This is a genomic window from Kitasatospora hibisci, from assembly GCF_043950205.1.
Classification (GTDB): domain Bacteria; phylum Actinomycetota; class Actinomycetes; order Streptomycetales; family Streptomycetaceae; genus Kitasatospora; species Kitasatospora hibisci.
This window is the reverse complement of record NZ_CP171642.1, coordinates 460119-483493: the sequence shown is the minus strand read 5'-3', so window position 1 is coordinate 483493 and position 23375 is coordinate 460119. Positions and strand designations below refer to the sequence as shown.

Annotated in this window: 22 protein-coding genes and 1 pseudogene; 20 read left to right on the top strand and 3 right to left on the bottom strand. The window is 73.8% G+C overall.

Features of this window, described 5'->3' with window-relative positions; translation table 11 throughout:
• Positions 1–510: 510 nt before the first annotated feature.
• The 3 genes from ACF9IK_RS02320 (at position 511) to ACF9IK_RS02310 (ending at position 2629) form a co-directional block, all read left to right on the top strand.
• Positions 511–1347: a hypothetical protein gene (locus ACF9IK_RS02320; RefSeq protein ID WP_395292544.1), complete on the top strand. Its 837-nt coding sequence runs from the start codon at positions 511–513 to the stop codon at positions 1345–1347.
• Between the two features lie 359 nt (positions 1348–1706).
• Positions 1707–2069: a DUF1304 domain-containing protein gene (locus ACF9IK_RS02315; protein WP_395298446.1), complete on the top strand. Its 363-nt coding sequence runs from the start codon at positions 1707–1709 to the stop codon at positions 2067–2069.
• Positions 2066–2629, top strand: coding sequence for a TetR/AcrR family transcriptional regulator (locus tag ACF9IK_RS02310; RefSeq protein ID WP_395292543.1), 564 nt, complete (start codon positions 2066–2068; stop codon positions 2627–2629). The genes ACF9IK_RS02315 and ACF9IK_RS02310 overlap by 4 nt, the downstream gene beginning before the upstream one ends.
• A 92-nt stretch (positions 2630–2721) precedes the next feature.
• Here the strand turns inward: ACF9IK_RS02310 and ACF9IK_RS02305 are convergent, their stop codons facing one another.
• Entirely contained in the window at positions 2722–3624 is a 903-nt protein-coding gene (locus ACF9IK_RS02305; RefSeq protein ID WP_395292542.1) for a LysR family transcriptional regulator, read from the bottom strand.
• 50 nt (positions 3625–3674) lie between these two features.
• Here ACF9IK_RS02305 and ACF9IK_RS02300 point away from each other — a divergent pair.
• Positions 3675–4073: pseudogene (locus ACF9IK_RS02300) on the top strand (DUF6817 domain-containing protein); the annotation flags it as partial.
• Positions 4074–4517: 444 nt separating this feature from the next.
• A complete protein-coding gene (locus ACF9IK_RS02295) occupies positions 4518–5408 on the top strand; it encodes a ketopantoate reductase family protein (RefSeq protein WP_395298445.1) in 891 nt (296 codons plus the stop codon).
• A 153-nt stretch (positions 5409–5561) separates the two neighbouring features.
• Here ACF9IK_RS02295 and ACF9IK_RS02290 read toward each other — a convergent pair whose 3' ends face one another.
• Entirely contained in the window at positions 5562–5786 is a 225-nt protein-coding gene (locus ACF9IK_RS02290) for a hypothetical protein (protein WP_395292541.1), read from the bottom strand.
• Positions 5787–6123: 337 nt separating this feature from the next.
• Here ACF9IK_RS02290 and ACF9IK_RS02285 point away from each other — a divergent pair, with 337 nt between their 5' ends.
• From ACF9IK_RS02285 to hypE, 15 genes are all read left to right on the top strand, one after another.
• Complete coding sequence (locus ACF9IK_RS02285) at positions 6124–7836, top strand: enoyl-CoA hydratase-related protein (protein ID WP_395292540.1); 1713 nt, start codon at positions 6124–6126, stop codon at positions 7834–7836.
• Positions 7837–7968: 132 nt separating this feature from the next.
• Positions 7969–9024, top strand: a complete 1056-nt coding sequence (locus ACF9IK_RS02280; RefSeq protein ID WP_395292539.1) for a hydrogenase expression protein HypE — start codon at positions 7969–7971, stop codon at positions 9022–9024.
• Positions 9025–9165: 141 nt separating this feature from the next.
• The gene (locus ACF9IK_RS02275) at positions 9166–10950 is read left to right on the top strand and encodes a nickel-dependent hydrogenase large subunit (protein ID WP_395292538.1); all 1785 of its coding nucleotides are present in this window, start codon (positions 9166–9168) and stop codon (positions 10948–10950) included.
• Entirely contained in the window at positions 10947–11414 is a 468-nt protein-coding gene (locus ACF9IK_RS02270; protein ID WP_395292537.1) for a thioredoxin, read from the top strand. The genes ACF9IK_RS02275 and ACF9IK_RS02270 overlap by 4 nt, the downstream gene beginning before the upstream one ends.
• Positions 11411–12061 (top strand): DUF5947 family protein, encoded by a 651-nt coding sequence (locus ACF9IK_RS02265; RefSeq protein WP_395292536.1) that lies wholly within the window; start codon positions 11411–11413, stop codon positions 12059–12061. Before ACF9IK_RS02270 ends, ACF9IK_RS02265 begins: the two co-directional genes overlap by 4 nt.
• Positions 12058–12702, top strand: coding sequence for a DUF6084 family protein (locus ACF9IK_RS02260; protein WP_395292535.1), 645 nt, complete (start codon positions 12058–12060; stop codon positions 12700–12702). Before ACF9IK_RS02265 ends, ACF9IK_RS02260 begins: the two co-directional genes overlap by 4 nt.
• Positions 12699–14150 (top strand): hypothetical protein, encoded by a 1452-nt coding sequence (locus ACF9IK_RS02255; RefSeq protein ID WP_395292534.1) that lies wholly within the window; start codon positions 12699–12701, stop codon positions 14148–14150. Before ACF9IK_RS02260 ends, ACF9IK_RS02255 begins: the two co-directional genes overlap by 4 nt.
• Positions 14147–14731 (top strand): hydrogenase maturation protease, encoded by a 585-nt coding sequence (locus ACF9IK_RS02250; RefSeq protein WP_395292533.1) that lies wholly within the window; start codon positions 14147–14149, stop codon positions 14729–14731. Before ACF9IK_RS02255 ends, ACF9IK_RS02250 begins: the two co-directional genes overlap by 4 nt.
• A complete protein-coding gene (locus ACF9IK_RS02245; RefSeq protein WP_395292532.1) occupies positions 14725–14829 on the top strand; it encodes a DUF6893 family small protein in 105 nt (34 codons plus the stop codon). Before ACF9IK_RS02250 ends, ACF9IK_RS02245 begins: the two co-directional genes overlap by 7 nt.
• Positions 14830–14968: 139 nt before the next feature.
• Positions 14969–15349 carry a hydrogenase maturation nickel metallochaperone HypA gene (hypA, locus tag ACF9IK_RS02240; RefSeq protein ID WP_395292531.1) on the top strand — a complete coding sequence of 127 codons (381 nt, stop codon included), beginning with the start codon at positions 14969–14971 and terminating at the stop codon, positions 15347–15349.
• A 5-nt stretch (positions 15350–15354) separates the two neighbouring features.
• A complete protein-coding gene (gene hypB, locus ACF9IK_RS02235; RefSeq protein WP_395292530.1) occupies positions 15355–16206 on the top strand; it encodes a hydrogenase nickel incorporation protein HypB in 852 nt (283 codons plus the stop codon).
• On the top strand, positions 16203–18560 hold the full coding sequence (gene hypF, locus ACF9IK_RS02230) for a carbamoyltransferase HypF (RefSeq protein ID WP_395292529.1): 2358 nt from the start codon (positions 16203–16205) through the stop codon (positions 18558–18560). Before hypB ends, hypF begins: the two co-directional genes overlap by 4 nt.
• Before the next feature lie 14 nt (positions 18561–18574).
• Positions 18575–18865, top strand: coding sequence for a HypC/HybG/HupF family hydrogenase formation chaperone (locus ACF9IK_RS02225; protein ID WP_395292528.1), 291 nt, complete (start codon positions 18575–18577; stop codon positions 18863–18865).
• Positions 18862–19986, top strand: a complete 1125-nt coding sequence (gene hypD / locus ACF9IK_RS02220; protein ID WP_395292527.1) for a hydrogenase formation protein HypD — start codon at positions 18862–18864, stop codon at positions 19984–19986. The genes ACF9IK_RS02225 and hypD overlap by 4 nt, the downstream gene beginning before the upstream one ends.
• Before the next feature lie 64 nt (positions 19987–20050).
• Positions 20051–21139 carry a hydrogenase expression/formation protein HypE gene (hypE, locus tag ACF9IK_RS02215; protein WP_395298444.1) on the top strand — a complete coding sequence of 363 codons (1089 nt, stop codon included), beginning with the start codon at positions 20051–20053 and terminating at the stop codon, positions 21137–21139.
• Positions 21140–21229: 90 nt separating this feature from the next.
• On the opposite strand, the gene ACF9IK_RS02210 is transcribed toward hypE, so the two are convergent.
• Positions 21230–23257 (bottom strand): discoidin domain-containing protein, encoded by a 2028-nt coding sequence (locus ACF9IK_RS02210; protein WP_395292526.1) that lies wholly within the window; start codon positions 23255–23257, stop codon positions 21230–21232.
• Between the last annotated feature and the right edge of the window lie 118 nt (positions 23258–23375).

Genomic DNA, 23375 nt, shown 5'->3' with positions numbered 1-23375 from the left:
TGACCGGGAAGCGGCCCCTGACGTAGCGGATGCCCGGCGATCGTCCTGCGGCGAGTTCCGTGCTGATATTCGGTCAGGTCTCTCGCGGCGCCGGCGCCGGCAGAATGCGGGCGCGTTCGGTGCACTGTTTCGTGGTGCGGGGCTCCGATATCGCGGTGCGGTCAATTTGGTGTGAAGTGCAACCGATTACCCCATTGGTGTGAACTGCAACCGTCGCGGCTCCTGGGATTCGGGCCGGACGGGGACGGCGGCCGATGGTGCTCGCGGCTCCGTCGCCCGTGGCGTTTGCGCCGGTGGCCCGCCGTTCCCGGTCACTCTGTGGGCCTGCGAGGTCACCGGAAACGGCGGAATAACGATTCCTGCCGGGGGGGTATCCGAAATTCGGCACTGGGCCCTAGGCTGCGGCGCGTGTCGATCTTTGGAAGACTTAGGGCTTCCGGCCCGCGCCTGCGCCCGGAACTCGACGACGTCAAGCTCGGTCGTGTGCGGCGAATGCTGAATTCCTCCGGTATGCCGGGGCAGGATGCCATTCAGATCGACCAGGTCGAGCGGATTCTCCAGGAACCCGGTGCGGACTGGGACCGCCGCACCCACCGCTTCGCCGTGCTCGCCGAGGCCGCCTCCCGGTCCGGGCTCGGGCGGTCCTGGCGGATACGCCGACCCCAGAGCGCCGACGCGCTCGTGTTCGAGGCGTGGGTCGAGATGGTCCGCGGCCGGCATGCCGGGAAGATGGAGGACGCCCGTGCCGCCGGCGAACTCTGCTACCGCGCGGCCGAGGCCGTTCCCGACGACCCCGCCCCCTGGGTGGTGCTGCTCGGGATCCTGCGCGTGATGCGCGCCGACTCGCGCGACCTCTTCGCGGTCTGGGGCGAGATCACCTCGCGCGACCCCTGGAACCGGGAGGCACATCTGCAGATGCTGCGCTACCTGTCGCCGGAGGAGTGCGGCTCGCGCAGCAGTCAGATGGACTTCGTGGAGACGGTCCGGGCCTCGGTGCCGTCCGACGCGCCGGCCGTCGGCGTCGAGCTGGCCGCGCTGGTCGACGAGCACTCCCGGACCACCGCCCAGGGCGGCGTGGAGGCGCTGCTGGTCCGCCGCCAGTGGGCGAACCACCGGGCCGTCCGGGTGCTGGACGGCGCGCTGCGGGACTGGCCCCGCCCGGGTCACCTCCGCCACGCGGCGGCCCTGGCCGACCTCAACCTGCTCGCCTACGCCCTGGCCCAGGCCGGCCGCGTGCGCGAGAGCGCCGACACCTTCGCCCTGATCGGCGACACGGTCACCGCCTGGCCGTGGACCCTCGACGGCGAGCCGGTCGAGGAGTTCCGCTACTGGCAGTCGAAGGCCTGACACCCGCCGGCCGCACGCCCCGCACCCCGCCGGCCGGCCGAACCGCCGTACCCTGCCGGCTCCCGGCAGGTCGGCGGGGCCGGCCTCCCCGATCGGGCCGCTCCCCCTCCGGCCCGGCTCCCTGACCGGCCCGCCCCCCCGGCGGGCCGGTCAGGCGCTCATGGCGGCGGGTCCTCTCGGCGGTGACGAAGTCGAGCACGGCCCGGCGGGGTCGTCGACCCGCCCGGACGCGTGGCGGACCGGGCATGCGAAGGCCCTCGGCGCCGAGGGCCTTCGCCGGTTCGGAGCCCCGATCGGGTGGACTTCATGGACAGGTGTCCAGCTAAGATGGACACCTGTCCATGAAATCGGAGGCGATGATGCGCATCACCGCGGATGTCCTGGTCGGTCTGGTGGCCGCCCTGCACGCGTACTTCCTGGTGCTGGAGATGTTCCTCTGGGAGCGCGCACCCGGGCGCAAGCTCTCCGGCTTCGACGCCGCACTCGCCCGCGCCACCGCGCCGCTGGCCGCCAATCAGGGCCTCTACAACGGCTTCCTGGCCGCCGGACTGCTCTGGGGCCTGATCGCCGCGGAGCCGACCGGGTTCCGGGCGCAGGTCTTCTTCCTCTCCTGCGTGGTCGTGGCGGGCCTCTACGGCGCGGCCACCGCCAACCGTCGCATCCTGATCGCCCAGGCCCTGCCGGGGGCCGTCGCCCTCGGTGCCGTCCTGCTGGCCCGATGAACGCCGCCCAGGACCCCCGGGCCGAGCGCACCCGGGCCGCTCTGCGTCGGGCGCTGCTGGAGGAGTGCGCCGAGCGCCCGCTGGCGGAGGTCAGCGTCGCCGCGCTGGTCCGCCGGGCGGGCGTGGGCCGGGCCACCTTCTACGTCCACTACCCCGACCTGGAGGCGCTGGCGGTGGACGCGTGCGCCGACGTCGTCCGCGAGGCGGTGGACGCGCTGCACGCCTGGCGGGGCATCCCGGACCCGGCCGCGCCGCCGGCCGCGCTCACCGGGTTCTTCACCGGGTTGGTGCCGCACACCGCTCTCTACCGGGCCCTGCTCGCCCCGGGCGGCGGCGGCCCGCTCGGCCTGGTGCTCCGCCGGGAGCTGCGCGAGCGCAGCCGTACCGAGCGGGCGCTCGCGGGAGCCCCGGCGCCGGACCTGGTCGCGTCGGCGGTGGCCGGCGCCTTCACGGGTGTATTCGCGGACTGGCTGCACGGCCGCATCGAGGCCGACCCGGAGCTGGTCGCCCACCAGGTCTGGCGGCTGCTCATCTCGCTCCACCGCACGCCGCAACTCTGACCGGAGCGGGCGACGTGGAGGGGCCCGCCCGTCCGGGCGGGCCGTGACCGCTGCCGACCAGGCCCACCCGGCTGCCGCCACCCCGCCGCGGCTCAGGTGCCGGCGGGCCCCCGGGCGCAGTGGCGGGCGACGGTGTCGGCGAAGGTGCGTGCCGGCGGGGCGAGCGTGTCCCAGTGGCGCACCGCCCAGCCGGCGGTGAGGACGGGGAGCGCCGGCACCGGGACCAGCCGCAGCCCCCGGCGGCCCGGCGCCTGCCAGTCGGGCAGCGCGGGTACGACGGCGTGGCCGAGGCCCAGCTGTGCCAGCAGGATGGCGGTGTCCCAGTCCGCGACGCTGGTGTCGAAGACCGGCCGGATCCCGTACTCCGCCAGCCAGGAGTCGAGTTGGGAGCGGGAGGCCGAGTTCTGGGGCAGTCCGATCAGGCGGGCGTCCTGGAGGTCGGCGGGCTCGATGGCGTCCCGGGCGGCGAGCGGATCGCCGTCGGCGACGGCGAGCACCCACGGTAGTTCGACCACCGCGCGCTGCTCGATGCCGCGGACCTGGGAGCCGAGGGTGATCCAGGCCAGGTCCACCCGGCCGGCGGCGAGTGCGTCGAAGCAGCTGCGGTTCGAGGTCTCGGTCTGGAACTCCAGGCTGACCTGCGGGAAGCTCCTGCGGAAGTCGACGACGGCCGCGGACATGAAGTGCCGGATGCTGGTGGACCCGGTGGTGATCCGGACGGATCCCCCTGCCCCGCGGGCGAGTTCGCCGATCCGGCGGATCGCCTGGTCGATCCCGCCGAGGCCGTCGGAGACCGCCGTCCGCAGCAGGCGCCCGGCCGGGGTCGGAACGACCCCGCGCGGGTGGCGCTCGATCAGGCTGACGCCCAACTCCCTCTCCAGCCGCTTCACATGCTGGCTGACGGCGGACTGCGTGCAGGAGAGGTCGCGGGCGACGGCGCTCAGGGAGCCGGCCTGGCAGACCGCGGCGAAGACGCGGAGGTCGTCAAGAGTCACAGGAACCCAAGGTAACGCTTGGGTGTTCCCCAGTAAACCGGTGGATTGACTTGGGATTGGCTCCGGATCGATCATCGCTGCATGGCCAAGGGCGGCAACCCGCCGGACCTCCGCGCGATCCGGACGCGAGGCGGAGGCAGGCGGGTGCCGACCCGCAACACGCCGAGAGGAAAACCCACTTGTCCACCTCACCAGTCGCCGACGGCAGGCCCGAAGCCGCCGACCACGACGAGCGCACAGCCCGCGCCACCGCACTGCTGGACGACCTCGGTGCGGCGGCCGTCGACCACCCCGGCGGGAACCTGCGGGCCCACCTGGATCGCGTCCACCGCCAGCTCACCGCATGGGGAGCCCGTCCCGACCTGCGTCTCGCGGGGTTGTGCCACGCCTGCTACGGAACCGACGGCTTCACGCCCGCCCTGCTGCCCGTCGAACGCCGGTCCGAACTGGCCGCGGTGATCGGGGCCGAGGCCGAGAACCTCGTCTACCTGTACGCCAGTTGCGACCGGAGTGCCTCCTATCCGACCCTGGCCGACCCGGACGCCGCCTTCCGTGACCGTTTCACCGGCCGCACGTTCACCCCGGACGCCGCGCAGCGGCGCGACTTCGCCGAGCTGTCCGCCGCGAACGAACTCGACCTCGCACGGATCGACCCGGCGTTCCGCGCGGCCGCGGGGCCCGACCTCCTCGCCCTGTTCACCCGGTTGCGGCCGTTGCTGAGCCCCGGCGCCTGGACGGCCTGCCGGACCGTCCTGGCCGACCCGTCCGGCCCGGTCGCAGCCACCACGGTCGCTCTCGGCCTCCCCGGTGCCCTCGGCCTCGCCCATGCCCGGGACCTCCCCGATGACGAGGGCACGCCCGGCGCCCCTGCCGACCCCGGCCGTCGCCGGACGGTGGCGGTGCTCGGCCCCGGCGGCGTCGGCGGCCTGCTCGCCGCCCTGCTCTCCCGCGCCGGCCACCGGGTCGTCTGCATCGCCGGCGAGACGACGGCACACACCCTGCGCCGGGACGGTATCCGCGTACACAGCGCGCAGTTCGGCGAGTTCACCGCCCGGGTGGAGGCCGACACCGAGCTCCGCGAACCGGTAGACCTCTGCCTGGTGACGGTCAAGCAGACCGACCTGGCGGCCGCCCTGGACCGGGTGCCGTCCGGCCTGGTCGCCGGCGGCCTGGTCGTCCCGCTGCTCAACGGCATCGAGCACGTGCCCGAGCTGCGCCGCCGGTTCGGCCCGCAGCGGGTCGCCGCGGGCGTGGTCCGCGTCGAGTCGACGCGGGTCGCGGCCGGCGTCGTCGAGCACGGCAGCCCGTTCACCGAGATCGACCTGGCCGGGCCGTCCGAGCTGCTCGCCGGGCCGGCCGGGCTGCTCCGGGCCGCCGGCGTGCGAACCCGGGTGATCGCGGACGAGTCGTCGGCACTCTGGGCCAAGCTGGCCTTCCTCGCGCCCTTCGCGCTCCTCACCACCCGGTACGGGCTCACCATCGGCCGCGTCCGGACCGACCGCCGGGCCGAGTTGACGGCGCTGGTCGAGGAGGCCGCCTCCGTCAGCCGGGCGTGCGGTGCGCCCGTGGATCCCGAGCGGACCCTGGCGCTGTACGACGCGTTCCCGGCCGACGCCAAGTCCTCGATGCAGCGCGACGCCGAGGCCGGCCGACCGCTGGAGCTCGACGCCGTCGGCGGGGCACTCCTGCGCTCCGCGGCGCGGCACGCAGTCGCGGTTCCGCTCGCCACCCGGCTGGTGGCCGAGCTGACGGCCGTCATCGAGGCCCGCGCGTCGACGGCGTGAGCGGTACGCGGCTGCGGGGAGGCCGTGAACCGGCCTCCCCGCAGCGGCAGTGACGTGATGTGGCGGTGCGTCAGTTCTCCCGCCTCCTGACCGCCGCCGGGCTCTGCGCCGGGATCGACCTGTGCCCGCACCTCATGCGAGCCGACTACGGCGCTACCGGGCGGCCGCCGTCATGGCCTCCCGGACGGTCACCAGGCAGGGATCGCAGTACCGGTCGGGCGGCGCCGACTGCGAACCGTCCACGGCCGGAACCACCCGCTGGGCGGGTTCGAGGAAACGCCCGCAGAGGGACGTCGAGGCGTCGTCCTTCGCCACCACGTGCCACACCACGGTCGGTGGGGTGACCGCGGGGTCCTGCTCGGCCCACATCTCGTACACGGCAGCCTCCCGATCTCTGGGACTCGGTCACCCCATGCAACCTCCCCGCACGCCGGTCGGCCACCGGACCGCGCCCGGTGGGACGGCGGCCGGCCGGGGCGGACCGGTTCCCGGCCCCGCGCCTGCTGCCCGCGCACGCCCGCGCACCCGGTGGGGCGACGGGCCGGTCCCCGGCGCGGCGCCCCGCCGGGTGCCCGCCCCGACGCTCCGTCGGACCGAACCCCCGGCCGGCCGGTACCCGCCAGGCGAGTGAAGGGACGGCGCGGTGAGGCCGGGCGGAGGCGGCCCGGGGCGGATGATCGCCGGGTTCCCAGCTGCCTCACAGCCGGAGTCGGACATGCGGATCCTGGTCGTCGCCAGCGCGTACAACAGCCTCACCCAGCGGGTCCACGCCGAGCTGCGGGACCGGCGGCACACCGTGGACGTCCATCTCGCCCGGGACGACGACGGGCTCCGGGCCGCCGTACGGCGGTCGGCCCCGGAGCTGGTGGTCGCGCCGATGCTGCGCACGGCGCTCCCGCGCGACGTCTGGTCGGCCGTGGCGTGCCTGATCGTGCACCCCGGGCCGCCGGGGGACCGGGGGCCGTCGTCCCTCGACTGGGCGATCCACGAGGGAGCGGCCGACTGGGGCGTGACGGTGCTCCAGGCCGACGAGGTCATGGATGCCGGAGACGTCTGGGCCGAGGCGGCCTGTCCGCTGCCGCCGGCCGGCAAGGGCGACCTCTACCGCAACGAGGTGTCGGACGCCGCGCTGGCGGCCGTGCTCCTGGCCGTGGAGCGCTTCGACTCCGGCACGTACGTCCCGCGCCCGCAGAGCGGGCCCGACTGGCGGGTGCCCGACCACACCCGGCCGTACCTGCGGCAGGAGGTGCGGAGGATCGACTGGGCCCGGGACACCACCGATGCCGCGGTGCGCAAGCTCCGCGCGGCGGACTCCCGGCCCGGCGTGCTCGACGAACTGCTCGGGGACGAGTGGTTCCTGCACGGCGGCCACCCCGAGCGCCGGTTCCACGGCCGGCCCGGCGAGCTGCTGGCGACCCGGGCCGGCGCGATCTGCCGGGCGACGGCCGACGGCGCGGTGTGGATCCCCGAACTGCGGCGGCGCCGCCGACCGGGCCGCGCGGCCGGCATCAAACTGCCGGCCGTCACCGCGCTGGGCGACGCGCTGCCGAGCCTGCCCGAGGCCGCCGCACCGCTGATGCCGGCGCCGGACGACCCGGTCTGGTCGGACATCCGGTACCGGGAGGACGGCCCGGTCGGCCTGCTCCGGTTCTCCTTCCCCGGCGGCGCGATGAGCACCGCGCACTGCCGCCGCCTGCTGGACGCCTACCGCTTCGCGCTGACCCGCCCGACCTCGGTGCTGGTCCTGGGCGGCGGCCGCGACTTCTTCTCCAACGGCATCCACCTGAACGTGATCGAGGCCGCGGCCGACCCCGGGGCCGAGTCCTGGGCGAACATCAACGCCATCGACGACCTGGTCGAGCGGATCCTCACCACCACCGACCGCCTCGTGGTCGCGGCCCTCGGCGGGAACGCCGCCGCGGGCGGGGTGATGCTGGCGCTGGCGGCCGACGAGGTCTGGTGCCGGCAGGGCGTGGTGCTCAACCCGCACTACCGCCTGATGGGCCTGCACGGTTCGGAGTACTGGACGTACACCCTGCCGCGCCGGGTCGGCGATGCCGAGGCCCGCCGCCTCACCGCGCAGGCGCTCCCGGTGAGTGCCGCGGCCGCCGAGCGCAGCGGGCTCGTCGACCGGGTTCTGCCGTCCACCCCGCAGGAGTTCGGCGGCGAGGCCCGCCGACTGGCCGGACTGCTCGCCGCCTCGCCGGCCGTGCAGGGCCGGATCGCCGCCAAGAAGGCGGCCCGGGAGGCCGACGAATCCGCGAAGCCGCTGGCCGACCACCGGTACGAGGAGCTGGCCGTGATGCACCGCCAGTTCTTCGCACCCGATTCGCCCTACCACGCGCTGCGCGCCGCCTTCGTCCGCAAGCAGCCCTCACCCGCGCACGCCGGCACGGCAGCCGGGTGGCCCGCTCCGGCGGCGCCGTAGCCCGAACGGACGCCGGGGCTTGCGTCCCTTCGGGGTGCTCGCCCGGCTCCGTGGACCGGCGGACGCGAGCAACCGCTGCTATGACTGGTTTCGAGCCATTTCGTCCGGCTCCAGTTCTGAGGAGGCATCCTCATGGGTGCTGCGGAAACGAGCGCCACCGACACCGACGTGGTGCACATTCTCTGGATCAACGCGGGCCTGAGCTGCGACGGCGACTCGGTCTCCCTGACCGCCGCCATGCAGCCGAGCATCGAGGAGATCGTCACCGGCGCGCTGCCCGGCCTGCCGAAGGTGGCCGTCCACTGGCCGCTGATCGACTTCGAGTGCGGCCCGGTGCAGGGCGCGGACAACTTCGTGGAGTGGTTCTTCAAAGCCGACCGCGGCGAGATCGAGCCGTTCGTCCTGGTCGTCGAGGGCTCCATCCCGAACGAGAGCATCAAGAAGGAGGGCTACTGGTGCGGCTTCGGCGACGACCCGGAGACCGGCCAGCCGATCACCACCAGCGAGTGGCTCGACCGGCTCGCACCCAAGGCCACCGCGGTCGTCGCGATCGGCACCTGTGCCACCTACGGCGGCATCCACGCCATGGCCGGCAACCCGACCGGAGCCATGGGTGTCCCCGACTACCTCGGGTGGGGCTGGAAGTCCAAGGCCGGCCTGCCCATCGTCTGCGTACCCGGCTGTCCCATCCAGCCGGACAACTTCGCCGAGACGCTCACCTACCTGCTCTACCAGCTGGCCGGCTCGGCGCCGATGATCCCGCTGGACGACAAGCTCCGCCCGACCTGGCTGTTCGGCGCCACCGTGCACGAGGGCTGCGACCGCGGCGGCTACTACGAGCAGGGGCAGTTCGCCACCGACTACGGCACACCGGAGTGCCTGGTGCGGCTCGGCTGCTGGGGCCCGGTCGTCAAGTGCAACGTCGCCAAGCGCGGCTGGACCAACGGCATCGGCGGCTGCCCCAACGTCGGCGGCATCTGCATCGCCTGCACCATGCCCGGCTTCCCCGACAAGTTCATGCCGTTCATGGACCCGCCGCCCGGCTCCCGGCTCTCCTCCGGCGCCTCCTCGGCGTACGGCGCGGTGATCCGGAGGTTGCGTTCGATCACCACGGACACCGTCGACAAGGAACCGAAGTGGCGCCACACCGGGCGCAAGCTGACGACCGGCTACCGACCCCCGTGGTGACCCGGCGGGCCGCCGCACCGAGTGCGTGCGGCCCGCTCAGCCGCTGACCCCCTCAAGGGTCCGCCGCCGCTCCGCCGTCCACCCCGTCCGCGGCCCGTGCGCCGCCGACCCTCCCGCTTCCAGAAGGGCACGACAGACACGATGGCACCGACGACCAACGCGACCGGCGACGGCAGCGGCCTGGTGGAGATGTCCTGGGACCCGATCACCCGGATCGTGGGCAGCCTGGGCATCCACACGAAGATCGACTTCAAGCAGAAGAGGGTCGCGGAGTGCTACAGCACCTCCTCGGTCTTCCGCGGCTACAGCGTCTTCATGCGGGGCAAGGACCCGCGCGACGCGCACTTCATCACCAGTCGCATCTGCGGCATCTGCGGGGACAACCACGCCACCTGTTCGGTCTACACCCAGAACATGGCGTACGGGGTGAAGCCCCCGCACCTCGGTGAGTGGATCATCAACCTCGGCGAGGCCGCCGAGTACATGTTCGACCACAACATCTTCCAGGAGAACCTGGTCGGGGTCGACTACTGCGAGAAGATGGTCCGCGAGACCAACCCCGGCGTCCTGGAGCTGGCGGAGCGCACCGAGGCCCCGCACGCCGGGGACCACGGCTACAAGACCATCGCCGACATCATGCGCTCGCTCAACCCGATCGAGGGCGGGTTCTACCGCGAGGCCCTCCAGGTCAGCCGCTACACCCGGGAGATGTTCTGCCTGATGGAGGGCCGCCACGTGCACCCCTCCACGCTCTACCCGGGCGGCGTCGGCACGGTGGCGACGGTCCAGCTCTTCACCGACTACCTGACCCGGCTGATGCGCTACGTCGAGTTCATGAAGAAGGTCGTCCCGCTCCACGACGACCTCTTCGACTTCTTCTACCAGGCGCTGCCCGGCTACGAGGAGGTCGGCCGGCGCCGCGTCCTGCTCGGCTGCTGGGGCAGCCTCAACGACCCGGACCACTGCGACTTCACCTACCGCAACATGACGGACTGGGGACGGAAGATGTTCGTCACCCCGGGCGTCGTCGTGGACGGCAAGCTGGTCACCAACGACCTCACGAGGATCAACCTCGGCATCCGCATCCTGCTCGGCAGCTCCTACTACGAGGACTGGCAGGGCAAGGAACTCTTCGTCACCCACGACCCGCTGGGAAACCCGGTCGACCCGCGGCACCCGTGGAACCAGCACACCATCCCCGCCCCGCAGAAGCGCGACTTCGACGACAAGTACAGCTGGGTGATGTCCCCGCGCTGGTTCGACGGCACCGACCACCTCGCCCTCGACACCGGCGGCGGCCCGATCGCCCGCCTCTGGTCCACCGCGCTCTCCGGCCTCGTCGACATCGGCTACATCAAGGCCACCGGCCACAGCGTCCAGATCAACCTGCCCCGCTCGATGACCAAGCCCGAGGTCACCTTCGAGTGGAAGATCCCGCAGTGGAGCAACGCCATCGAGCGCAACCGCGCCCGCACCTACTTCCAGGCCTACGCGGCCGCCGCGGCCCTGCACTTCGCCGAGAAGGCGCTCGACGAGGTCCGGGCCGGCCGCAGCCAGACCTGGGAGCGCTTCGAGGTCCCGGACGAGTCCATCGGCTGCGGTTTCACCGAGGCCGTCCGCGGCGTCCTGTCGCACCACATGGTGATCCGGGACGGCAAGATCGCCAACTACCACCCCTACCCGCCGACCCCGTGGAACGCCAGCGTCCGCGACAGCTACGGCACGCCCGGCCCCTACGAGGACGCGGTGCAGAACACGCCGATCTTCGAGGAGAACCCGCCGGACACCTTCAAGGGCATCGACATCATGCGCGCCGTCCGCAGCTTCGACCCCTGCCTGCCCTGCGGCGTCCACATGTACGTCGGCGGCGGCCGGACCGTGCAGAAGATGCACGTGCCCACGGGCCTGAGCGGGCTCACCGCATGACGGCGGAGCAGACCGGACTGCGCATCCAGGAGGCCCTCGACGAGCTCGCCGGCGACGGCGCGCAGGCGGCGGGCGAACAGCTCGTCCGCGAGCTGATGGCCTTCTACGACGACGGCCTCGCCCGGCTCGTCGGCGCGCTGCCCCCCGCGACCCTGACCCGGCTGCTGGACGACCCGGCGGTGTCCGGGCTGCTGGTGCTGCACGACCTCCACCCCGAGGACACCCCCGCGCGGATCTCCCGCGCGCTAGCCCAGCTGCCCGAACCCGTCGAGGTGCTCGGCTTCGACACCGCGACCGGCAGCCTGCGGGTGCGCCGGTCCCGGAGCGGCTGCGGCTGCACCGAGCAGGACATCGAGGCCGCCCTCGCCTGCCACGCCCCCGAGGTGACGGCGGTGGAGCTGGAGCACGGCCCGCAGCTGCTGCAGATCGGAACCCGCCCCGCGGCCCCGGCGGAGGTGCGATGAGCACCCGTCAACTCACCCGCCCCGGAACCGCCCTGCTGCGCCGGCTGCGCGAGCCGGCACCCCCGCAGCCGGAGCGCTGCGCGTTCTGCGGCAGCGCCGTCCCCGTCGACCACCGCCACCTGGTGGACACCGAGGAACAGGCCCTCACCTGCGTCTGCACGGCGTGCTCGCTGCTCTTCCAGCAGCCCGGCGCGGCCGGCGGCCGCTACCGCACCGTGCCCGACCGCTATCTGGCCGATCCGGACCACCGGATCGGCGACCGGGAATGGACGGCGCTCGGCGTCCCGGTCGGCACCGCCTTCGTCTTCCGCAACTCCCGGCACGACCGGCTGGTCCTGCTCTACCCGGGCCCCGGCGGGGCGACCGAGAGCGAGCCGGACGAGGCGGCCTGGCAGACCGCGCTCGGCGGCGGACGGCTCGCCGCCGAACTCCGCCCCGACGTCGAGGCGCTGCTGCTGCGCCGGACGGCGGCTGACGGGATCCGGTGCTTCCTCGTCCCGATCGACGCCTGCTACGAACTGGTCGGCCGGCTCCGGCGGTGCTGGAAGGGCTTCGACGGCGGCCAGGAGGCCCGGGCCGAGCTCGACGCCTTCTTCACCCGGGTCGCCGGCCGGGTCCGGCCGCTGCGGACGGAGGCGGGCTCGTGACCGCCCTCTCCTTCTCCTGCACCGGCGTGCGGGCCGACCCCCACGCCGCCGGGCCGACCCTGCTCTTCCGGCTGCGCATCACCGCCCCCGCCGGGACGCCGGTCCACGCCCTGGCGCTCCGCTGCCAGCTGCGGATCGAACCCGCCCGGCGCTCCTACGGCGAGGCCGAGGGCGAGCGGCTGGTCGACCTGTTCGGCGAGCGCTCGCGCTGGGGCAGCACCCTGAACCCGGTCCAGTTCGCCCAGGTCCCCCTGATGATCCCGGGTTTCACCGGCGAGGCCGAGGCGGACCTCGTCGTCCCGTGCACCTACGACATGGACGTCTCCTGCGCCCGCTACCTCGCGGCGCTGGACGGCGGCGACGTGCCGTTGCTGCTGCTGTTCTCCGGAACGGCGTTCACCGGCCCCGGCGGGTTCCAGGTCGCCCCGGTGCCCTGGGACCGCGAGGCCACGGTGCGGATGCCCGTGCAGGTCTGGCGGGAGGCGATCGACCTGCACTTCCCGGGCTGCGGGTGGCTTCGGCTGCCGGGCGACCTGATGGCGGAACTGCTCGCCTACCGGTCCCGCCGGGCCCTGCCGTCCTGGGAGGCCACCGTCCGCGACCTGCTGGGCGCCGCCGAGACCGCGGGGGCCGTCCGATGACCGCCGCGGACACGGGTCTCCCGGGCGGGGGTGCCGCGGGAACGGGGGCTGCGTGTATCGGCACTCCGGGTGCCGGCGCTCCGGGCAGAGTCTTCCCGGAGGAGGTCGACCGGCGGTTCGCCCAGGCCCGGCAGATCGCCGACGCCGTCCTCTTCGAGGGCTACGTGCTCTACCCCTACCGCGCGTCGGCGGCCAAGAACCGGCTGCGCTGGCAGTTCGGCGTCCTGGTCCCGCCCGGCTACGGCGAGGACAGCGGCGAACACTCCCACCAGCGCACCGAGTGCCTGATGGAGCCGCGCCCCGGCGACCGGCTCGCCGTCGAGCTGCGGTTCCTGCGGGCCCAGCGCCGCACCGTCCAACGCGCCACCGCCACCGGCGGGTTCGAATCGGTCGACGAGCTGGAGCTCGCCGACCGGGTCCTCGTCCCCTGGGACGAGGGGGTCGAGGAACGGATCGAACTCCTCGTGCCGGTGGAGGAGCTGACCGGCGACGGGATCGTCCGCCGGTTCGACCTGCCGGCCTGCGAGGAGATGGAGTCGCTCCGCGGGGACGGCGCCCCGGTCGGCCGGGTCCTGCGCCGACGCGAGCGCGTCGACGGTCTGCTGCGGCTCTCGGCGCAGGAGGTGCCGGGCCCGTACGCGGTGCGGAGGCTGGCCGTCGTGGTGGAGAACACCGCGGCCTGGACGCCGCCGACCGAGGCCCGGCGGGACGCGGCACTGCCGCGCGCGCTGGTCTCGGCGCACCTGTTGCTCGGACTCGACCGCGGCTCCTTCCTGTCGGTGACGGACCCGCCCGAGTGGGCCAGATCGGCCGCCGGAGAGTGCCGCAACGAGCACACCTGGCCCGTCCTGGCCGGGCCGCCCGGCCGTGGCCAGGTCGTGCTCTCCTCGCCGATCATCCTGGAGGACCACCCGCACGTCGCCCCCGAGAGCCCCGGTGCGCTCTACGACGCGACCGAGATCGACGAGATCCTCGCGCTGCGGACCGCCGCCCTGACCGACCGCGAGAAGCGCGAGGCCCGGGGCACGGACGTGCGGGCGGGCGCCGTGATCGACCTCGCCGACTCGATGCCCCCGGACGTGCTGGAGCGGCTGCACGGCGCCGTCCGGGGCCTGCGTGAGATCACCGGGAACGCCCCCGAGCAGCCCTGGTGGGACCCGGCCGCCGACGCCGAGGCCGACCCCGACCGGGACCGGGTGGTGGTCGACGGCCGTGAGGTCGGCGCCGGCAGCCGGGTACTGCTCCGGCCCGGGCAGCGCCGCACCGACGCCCAGGACCTCTTCCTGCACGGACGAACCGCCGTCGTCGAGGCCGTGCTGCACGACGTCGACGGCTCGGTGCACCTCGCCGTCACGGTGGAGGACGACCCCGGCGCCGACCTGTGGCGGGCCCAGGGGAGGTTCCGCTACTTCCAGCCGGACGAGGTCACCCCGCTGGAGGAGCCGTGACGGAGCGGACGGAGAGGGCCGAGCGGACGGCGCGGGCACCGGCCGGAGAGGGCCGGGTGCTGGTGGCCGGGGTGGGCAACATCTTCCTGGGCGACGACGGGTTCGGCGTGGAGGCGGTGCGGCGGCTGGCCGGCCGGCCGATGCCGGGCGACGTCGAGGTCCTCGACGTCGGGGTGCGCGGCGTCCACCTGGCCTACCAGCTCCTCGACGGCTACCGGATGCTGGTGCTCGTCGACGCCACTGCGCGCGGCGGCGAGCCCGGCACGGTCTACCTGATCGAGCCGGACGCCGGGCCGGTCGAGAGACCCGGCGGCGAGGGTTCGGGCCCGACTCCGGCGCCCGTGCTGGACGGGCACCGCATGGGCCCGGACGCGGTGCTCGCACTCCTCGCCACGCTGGCCGCCGGAACGGGCGGCACCCCGCCCGCGCGGGTCCTCGTGGTGGGGTGCGAGCCGGCGTCAGTGGAGGAGGGCATCGGGCTGAGTGCCCCGGTGGCCGCCGCCGTCGAGGAGGCGGTCGGCGTGATCCTGCGGGTGGTCGGGGCGGACACCCACGCGAAGAGAGAGGCGTCACCATGCTGAAGAACCTGTTCGGCGCGGCCGTGGTGGTTGCGGCCGCGGCCCTGGTCTGGCAGAGCCTGCCCGACCTGAAACGCTATCTGCGGATCATGCGCATGTGAGGCCCGACCCGGGACGGGCCGACCGCCGCATTGCGGCGAACGGCGTACTCCGGGCGCGGTGGCGGCGCGGCTCCCGGCCGATGCCCGCCACCGCGCCCTGTAATGAACCCTGTTGCCTCCAACGGCGGGAGCAGGGCCGGTGCACGAGATGTCGATCGCGACGGCGGTGGTCGAGCAGGTGGACGCGGCTGCCCGCGAGCACGGAGCGGGCGGCGTGGCCAAGGTCCGCCTGGAAGTGGGCGAACTCGCCGGTGTGGTGCCCTCGGCCCTGGACTTCTGCTTCGAACTCGCCTGCGCCGGCACGCTGGTGGAGGGCGCGGTACTGGAGACCGAGGCGGTTCCGGCCCGCGCCAGGTGCTCCCCGTGCGGCGCCGAGTGGGCGGTGGGCATGCCGCCCGACCTGGGCTGTCCGCACTGCGACGGCGGCGACGTCGAACTGCTGGCCGGCCGGGAGCTGCAGATCCTCGGCGTCGAGTGGGCGGAGGACCCCACCGGCGTCCGGGCCGATCGGAAAGGCTGAGAACGATGTGTCGCACAGTGGAACTCCGGCAGGCGGTCCTGGCCCGCAACGACGACGGCGCGCGGGAGCTGCGCGCCGAACTCGCGGCCCGCGGAACCGTCGCGGTAAACCTGCTCTCCAGCCCGGGCAGCGGGAAGACGGCGCTGCTGGAGGCCGAGCTGGGGCTGGCCCGCCGGCGCGGTGTGCCGGTCGCGGCCCTCACCGCGGACCTCGCGACGGAGAACGACGCGGTGCGGCTGGCCCGGTCCGGTGCCCCGGTCAAGCAGGTGCTCACCGACGGGCTCTGCCACCTGGAGACCGCGATGCTCCGCGCGCACCTCGCGGGCTGGCTGCCTCCGGAGACCCGGCTGCTGTTCGTGGAGAACGTCGGCAACCTGGTCTGCCCGGCCTCGTACGACCTCGGGGAGTCGCTGCGGGTGGTGCTCGCCTCCACCACCGAGGGGGAGGACAAGCCGCTCAAGTACCCGACCGCGTTCGGGCTGGCCAACCTGGTGCTGGTGACCAAGGCGGATCTCGCGGAGGCGGTGGAGTTCGACGAGGCCGCGTTCCTGGCGAGCGTCGCGCGGGTCAATCCGGGGGTGGAGGTGCTGTTCACCTCGGCCCGGACCGGCCAGGGGGCGGGGGTCCTGCTGGAGCGGGCCCTCGCGGTGCTGGACGGCGCCGCGGTGCACCGCCCGGTCATGGCGGGCACGGCCGCGGCGTCGCACGGGCACGCACACGGACACCCTCACGGGGACGGTGGCGGTGACGGGCATGCGCACCGGGGCGATCACGCCCACGGGGACGATCACGTGCACGCCCACGGTCCCGCGGAGGGGCACGTGCACCCGCACGCCCGGGTGGCGGAACCGTCGTGACGGCCGGTCAGTCGCCGGCCGTCGTGGAGCGGCGCAGGGTCGCCGTCCGCGGACTCGTCCAGGGCGTCGGCTTCCGGCCGTTCGTCTTCACCCTCGCCACCGAACTCGGCCTGGCCGGCAGCGTCACCAACACCGGCCGGGGGGTGCTGGCCGAGGTGGAGGGGCGGCCGGAGGCGGTGGCCGCGTTCTGCCGCCGGGTCGCCGGCGACGCGCCCCCGCTGGCGCAGGTCGCCTCGGTGGAACACGAGCCGCTCGCCCCCACGGGGGCGGTGGGCTTCGCCATCGCCCCGTCCCGGAGCGACGGACCGCAGCTGACACTGATCCCGCCGGACACCGCCACCTGTGCGGACTGCCTGGCCGAACTGGCCGACCCGGCCGACCGCCGCTACCGCCACCCGTTCATCAGCTGCACGAACTGCGGGCCGCGCCACACCATCGTCACCGGCCTGCCGTACGACCGCGCCAACACCACCATGGCGCAGTTCCCGATGTGCCGGGACTGCGCCCGGGAGTACCGCGACCCCGCCGACCGGCGCTTCCACGCCCAGCCGGTCGCCTGCCACGCGTGCGGCCCCGGACTGGCGCTCGTGGTGCCGGGACTGCCCACGCTGGACGGCGAGGAGGCGCTCGCCGAGGCCCGGCGCCTGCTGCAGGCCGGGGCGGTCCTGGCCGTCAAGGGACTCGGCGGCTACCACCTGGCCTGCGACGCGCGCAACGGCGGGACCGTCGCCCGGCTCCGCCGGCGCAAGCGGCGCGGGGCCAAGCCCTTCGCCCTGATGGCCCGCGACCTCGGCGAGCTCGCCGGACTGGTCCGCCCGGGGCCGGCGGAGGCGGAGCTGCTGACCGGTCCCGCGCGGCCGATCGTCCTGCTGCGCCGCTGCGCCGGCCCGCCGACGGCCCAGCCCGGTCCGCCGGCGGCGTCCTCGGACGCCGGGCTTGAAGGGGTGGCGCCGGGCAGCCCCGACCTCGGGGTGATGCTGCCGTACACGCCGCTGCACCACCTGCTGCTCGCCCCGCCCGGCCCCGGCCTGCTGGTGATGACCAGCGCCAACCTGTCCGGCGAGCCGATCGTCACCGACGACCGGGACGCGTTCGCCCGGCTCGCGCCGCTGGTCGACGCCTGGCTGACGCACGACCGGCCCATCCACGTGCCCTGCGAGGACTCGGTGGTGCGGGTGGTGGACGGCGAGCAGCTGCCGGTGCGCCGCTCCCGCGGGTACGCACCGCTGCCCCTGCCGCTCCCGGTGCCGGTCCGGCCGGTGCTGGCCGTCGGCGGCGATCTCAAGAACACGTTCGCGCTCGCGCAGGACGGCTATGCATGGCTGTCCGGCCACATCGGGGACATGGACGACCTCGCCACCCTCGACGCCTTCGACCGGGCGGTTGCGCACCTCGGAGCGGTGACCGGCGTCCGGCCCGAGATGCTGGCCGCGGACCGGCACCCCGGGTACCGGTCCGTCCGGCACGCCCGGGCGGCCGCCGGGCGGCGGGAGGTCCGGGCGGTGCAGCACCACCACGCGCACATCGCCTCGGTGATGGCCGAGCACGGCCTCGACGGCGGCCACCCGGTCATCGGTGTCGCCTTCGACGGCACCGGCTACGGTGACGACGGCGCCGTCTGGGGCGGCGAGGTCCTGCTGGCCGACTACGACGGCTACCGCCGCCTCGCCCACCTCGCCTACGTCCCCCTGCCGGGCGGAGACGCGGCCGTGGTCCGCCCCTACCGGATGGCGCTCGCCCACCTGCGCGCCGCAGGCCTCCCGTGGGCCGCCGATCTGGCGCCGGTGCGGGCCTGCCCCGCGGGTGAACTAGGCGTACTGGAGAAGCAGTTGGAGCGATCTCTGAACTGCGTCCCGACGTCCAGCATGGGGCGGCTCTTCGACGCGGTGTCGTCCCTGGCCGGCGTCTGCCAGCGGGCCGGGTACGAGGCGCAGGCGGCGATCGAGCTGGAGGCCGCGGCGCTGGCGCACGGCCCCGCCGAGGCCTACGCGTTCGGCCTGCGGCCGGTGGACGGGGCGCTGGCCGCCGACCCGGCGCCGGTGTTCGCCGGCGCGCTGGCCGACCTCGCCGCCGGCGCCCCTGCCGGCCTGGTGGCGGCACGCTTCCACGGCGCGGTGGCCGATCTGGTCCGCTCGGTCTGCCGGACCGCCCGGGAGCGGCACGGCACCGGGACGGTCGCGCTGACCGGCGGCGTCTTCGCCAACGCGCTGCTGTCCTCGGCCTGTTCGCGCGGCCTGGCGGCGGACGGTTTCACCGTGCTGCGGCACCGCCGGGTGCCGCCCAACGACGGAGGACTGGCGCTCGGCCAGCTGATGGTGGCCGCCAGGGCCGCCGTCGGCTCGGCCGCCACCTGAGAGGAGAGAGCCGCATGTGCCTGGCGGTGCCCGGAAGGGTGATGGAGATCATGGAGCGCGACGGGGCCCGGATGGCGGTGGTGGACTTCGGCGGAGTCGTCAAGGACGTCTGCCTCGAGTACCTGCCCGACCTGCAGGTGGGTGAGTACGCGATCGTGCACGTCGGCTTCGCGCTGCAGCGCCTGGACGAGGACTCGGCGCTCCGGACGCTCGACCTCTTCGCCGAACTCGGCTTGCTGCAAGAGGAGTTCGGTGACCCGTGGGAGGCGGCGGCCGGCGGACCGATGAGGGAGGAGCTGCGGTGAAGTACCTGGAGGACTTCCAGAACCCGGAGTTGGCCGGCGGGCTGCTCGCCGACATCAGGGTGACGGTCACCCGGCCGTGGGCGCTGATGGAGGTGTGCGGTGGGCAGACCCACACCATCATTCGGCACGGGATCGACCAACTGCTGCCGAAGGAAGTCGAGTTGATTCACGGACCGGGCTGCCCGGTCTGCGTCACCCCGCTGGAGGTGATCGACCGCGCGTTGGCGATCGCGGCCCGGCCGGGGGTGGTCTTCTGCTCGTTCGGCGACATGCTGCGGGTGCCCGGCACCGACCGCGACCTCTTCCGGGTCCGCGGTGAGGGCGGCGACGTCCGGGTGGTGTACTCGCCGCTCGACGCCCTCCGGATCGCCCGTGAGAACCCGGACCGCGAGGTCGTGTTCTTCGGCATCGGCTTCGAGACCACCGCCCCGCCCAACGCGATGGCCGTCGTCCAGGCGAAGAAGCAGGGCGTCCGCAACTTCAGCATGCTCGTCTCGCACGTCCGGGTGCCCCCGGCCATCGAGGCGATCATGAACTCGCCGGACTGCCGGGTCCAGGGCTTCCTCGCCGCCGGGCACGTGTGCAGCGTGATGGGCACCGCCGAGTACCCCGCACTGGCCGAACGTCACCGGGTGCCGATCGTGGTCACCGGCTTCGAGCCGCTGGACATCCTGGAGGGGATCCGGCGCACCGTACGGCAGTTGGAGCGCGGTGAGCACACCGTCGAGAACGCCTACGCGCGGGCCGTCCGCCCCGAGGGCAACCCGGCGGCCCTGGCCGTGCTGGAGGACGTCTTCGAGGTGACCGACCGGTCCTGGCGCGGCATCGGCGTCATCCCGCGGAGCGGCTGGCAACTCTCGTCGCGATACCGGGATTTCGATGCCGAGCACCGCTTCGACGTGGCCGGGATCAGAACCCGCGAGCCCGAGCAGTGCCGGGCCGGCGAAGTCCTGCAGGGCCTGCTGAAGCCGGACCAGTGCGAGGCGTTCGGTACCACCTGCACCCCGCGGACCCCGCTCGGCGCCACCATGGTGTCCAGCGAGGGGGCCTGCGCCGCGTACTACCTCTACCGGCGGCTGAGCACGCCGGGTGTTCCCCGGGAGGCGAGCCCCGTTGGCTGAGACCGAGACCCTGACCGCCGCGTCGTCCGCCGCGCGGGGCGTGGCGTCGCCCGCTGCGCCGACGGTGGCGCCGTCCGAAGCGCCGTCCGAAGCGCCGTCCGGGACCCCGGAGTTCTCCGGGTGGAGCTGCCCGGTCCCCCTGCGGGACCACCCGCGGGTGGTGATGGGGCACGGCGGGGGCGGGGCGATGTCGGCCGAGCTGGTGGAGAACGTCTTCGCGCCGGCCTTCGGCGGGCCGGTGCTCGCCGCGCTCGGCGACTCCGCCGTCCTGGAGCTCGGCGGCGCACGGCTGGCCTTCTCGACCGACTCCTACGTCGTCCGGCCGCTCTTCTTCCCCGGCGGCAGCATCGGCGACCTCGCGGTCAACGGCACCGTCAACGACCTCGCCATGAGCGGCGCCCGCGCCGCCTACCTGTCCTGCGGGTTCATCCTGGAGGAGGGCGTGGAGACCGCCGTCGTGGACCGGGTCGCCCGGGCTCTCGGCGCGGCCGCCCGGGCGGCCGGTGTGGAGGTCGCCACCGGGGACACCAAGGTGGTCGAGGCCGGCCACGGTGACGGCGTCTACGTCAACACCGCCGGCATCGGCCTCGTCCCGGCCGGGGTGGACATCAGGCCGCAGCGCGCCGTCCCGGGCGACGTGGTGATCGTCAGCGGGGAGATCGGCCTGCACGGGGTCGCGATCATGAGCGTCCGCGAGGGCCTGGAGTTCGGGGTGGAGATCGAGAGCGACTGCGCCGCTCTCGGGGGCCTGGTCGACGCGATGCTGGCCGTCACCCCCGACCTGCACGTCCTGCGGGACCCCACCCGGGGAGGCCTGGCCGCGGCGCTCAACGAGATCGCGGCGGCCGCCGGCGTCGGCGTCAGGGTGGGCGAGCGGGCGATCCCCGTACCCCCGCCGGTGGCCAACGCCTGCGCCGTCCTCGGTCTCGACCCGATGTACGTCGCCAACGAGGGCAAGCTGGTCGCCTTCGTGCCGCGCGAGCACGCGGAGGCCGTGCTCGCCGCCATGCGGGCCCATCCGCTGGGTGCACGGGCCGCGGTGATCGGCGAGTGCGTCACCGAGCACCCCGGCATGGTCGTCGCCCGGACGCCGCTCGGCGGCACCCGCGTGGTCGACCTCCCGCTCGGGGAGCAGCTGCCCCGGATCTGCTGACCGCCGGCCGGCGGGGGCCGGCCAGGACGGTGACAGGCCCCCGGCGGCGCAGTGCGCCGGACGGGGGCCTGCGGGGCAGAGGGGTGGGCGTCAGATGCTGTAGACGCCGACCTCGTGGAGGGAGTAGCCCCACTGGGTGCCCCGCTGCTGCCCCTGGATGCGCAGGTAGCGGGCGGGGACGCCGGCGAAGCGTGCGGTGTCGAGGCCGCCGTCACCGGTGGTGGTGGACCAGACGGACTGCCAGGTGCTGCCGTCGGTCGAGACCTCGATCCGGTACGCCCGGCCGTAGGCGCGCTCCCAGTCCAGGGTGACGCGCCCGACCAGCTGCGTGGAGCCGAGGTCGATCCGCAGCCACTGGTCGTCGCTCCACTCGCTGGCCCAGCGGGTGCCCGTGTCCCCGTCCACCGAGCGGCCGGACGCGTAGCTGACGAACGGGTTCCACCACTCCGTCGAGCTCGCCGCCGTGGGCTCACCGGCGGCGAGGTTCACCGCGGCGCGGTGGTGCTCCGAGGCCCCCCAGGTGGTGAGGTAGGACTCGGCGCCCCGGAAGAGGTCGTCCACCACGTCCTGTCCGCCGACCTGGCGGATGTCCTCGATCCAGTCCGGGACGAGGCCGTAGTGCGCGGCGCCGTCGGTGTTGATGTCCCAGGTCCGCTCGCCGGTGGTCTGGCGGTCGATGACCGAGCCGCCGTCGGCGCTGCGGAACGGGTACCGCACCGGGTTGGGGGTGTCCGTGCCGCGCGGACCGGGCCAGCCGCCGACGCCGTTCATGTCGGTGCCGTAGCCGTAGCCCACGTGGTACTTGTCGCGCAGCGCGTCGGTGCGCTTCGCCTCCGAGCTGAACCCCTCGGCGCCGTGCATGTACTGGGCCACGAAGCCGCCCATCTTGTAGACCCGCTCGGTCCAGTCGAGGTCCATCCAGCTGTGCGAGGAGATCACGCCGGGGTACGACTCGGACTCCAGGATGTCGAAGGCGCGGCCGGCCGCCTTGACGCTCATGTGGTCCACTTCGAGCATCATCTTGCGTTTCATCATGCCGCGGACCGCGTACTCGCCCAGCTCGGTGAGCCCGCGGGTGTTGCACTGGGCGTCAGCGGCGTACGACGGGACCGTCACGCCCTGGGGCAGCAGCGCCTCGGCCGCCGGGGCCGGGGCCAGACCGATCGGGTTGTCGTGCTGCGGCCCCGCACACGTCTCCGTCTTCCAGAAGGTGCCGGTCGACAGGAACTGGCCGGCGTTGATCGCCGTGCCGAGCGTGCCCTCGTCGAAGCGGACCCCGCACAGCGCGTTGTCGAACTTGTGGCAGAGGAACATGCTGCGCACGCCGAGTCCGTAGAGCTCGTCCAGGCCGCGGTCGATGTCGGCGCGGCTGCACTGCGCGATGTCCAGGATCTGCTTGCAGCCGAACGGCTCGGAGGTCTCCACGCCCAGGACGACCGCGAGCTTGCCCTGCTGGATGACATCGCGGGCCTGGCCGCTGTCCGTGACGATCCGGAACCAGCCCTTGCCCGGGCCGCCGTACATCGCGTCGACGTAGGCCTGCAGCTCGTACGTCTTCTGGGCCTGCAGGCGGATGGAGGTCATCTCGTCGCAGCTGCGGTCCTTGAAGAAGTAGACCGAGCAGATCACACCGTTGGTGACCAGGTCGTTGACGAGGACCCGCTGGCCGCCGCGCCACGCCCGCTCGACCCAGGCGTAGTAGCTCTGCTGGTGGGTCATCGAGTCGTGGGCGGGCCAGTCGACGAAGGTCGGCCAGCCGTTGGGGTCGTGCTTGCCGTCGCCGCCCTTGGTGATGAGGTCGAAGATGGCGAGCGATCCGTCGGGGTAGTGCTCGGGGCAGTCCTTGAGCGCGTCGGCGATGCCCTGCGGGGAGAAGGTCTTGCCGCAGATGAGGCGGCCGCCGAACGCCTCGTTGGACATCAGGTGGGTGTGCGCGTCGACGAAGCCGCGCACGTGCCCCTGCGCGTCGGTGCCCTTGAAGGGCTCACCCGTGACGTTGATCTGCGAGTCGGGCGCGGGGCGTGCGGTCGGGACCCACCAGCCGGTCTCGCCCGAGGCGGCCGGCGCCGGAGCGGCGAGCACCACGGCGAACAGGGTGAGGAGCGCGGACAGGACCATGGCGATCCTGAACCGGCTCCGGCGGTGGGGGCGGGTGCGGGGTTGTCGTTGCGGTTGTGGGTGCGTGTGGGGGAGCTGCGTCATGGTCACCACTCAGGTCTGTGACGAGCGGACGACG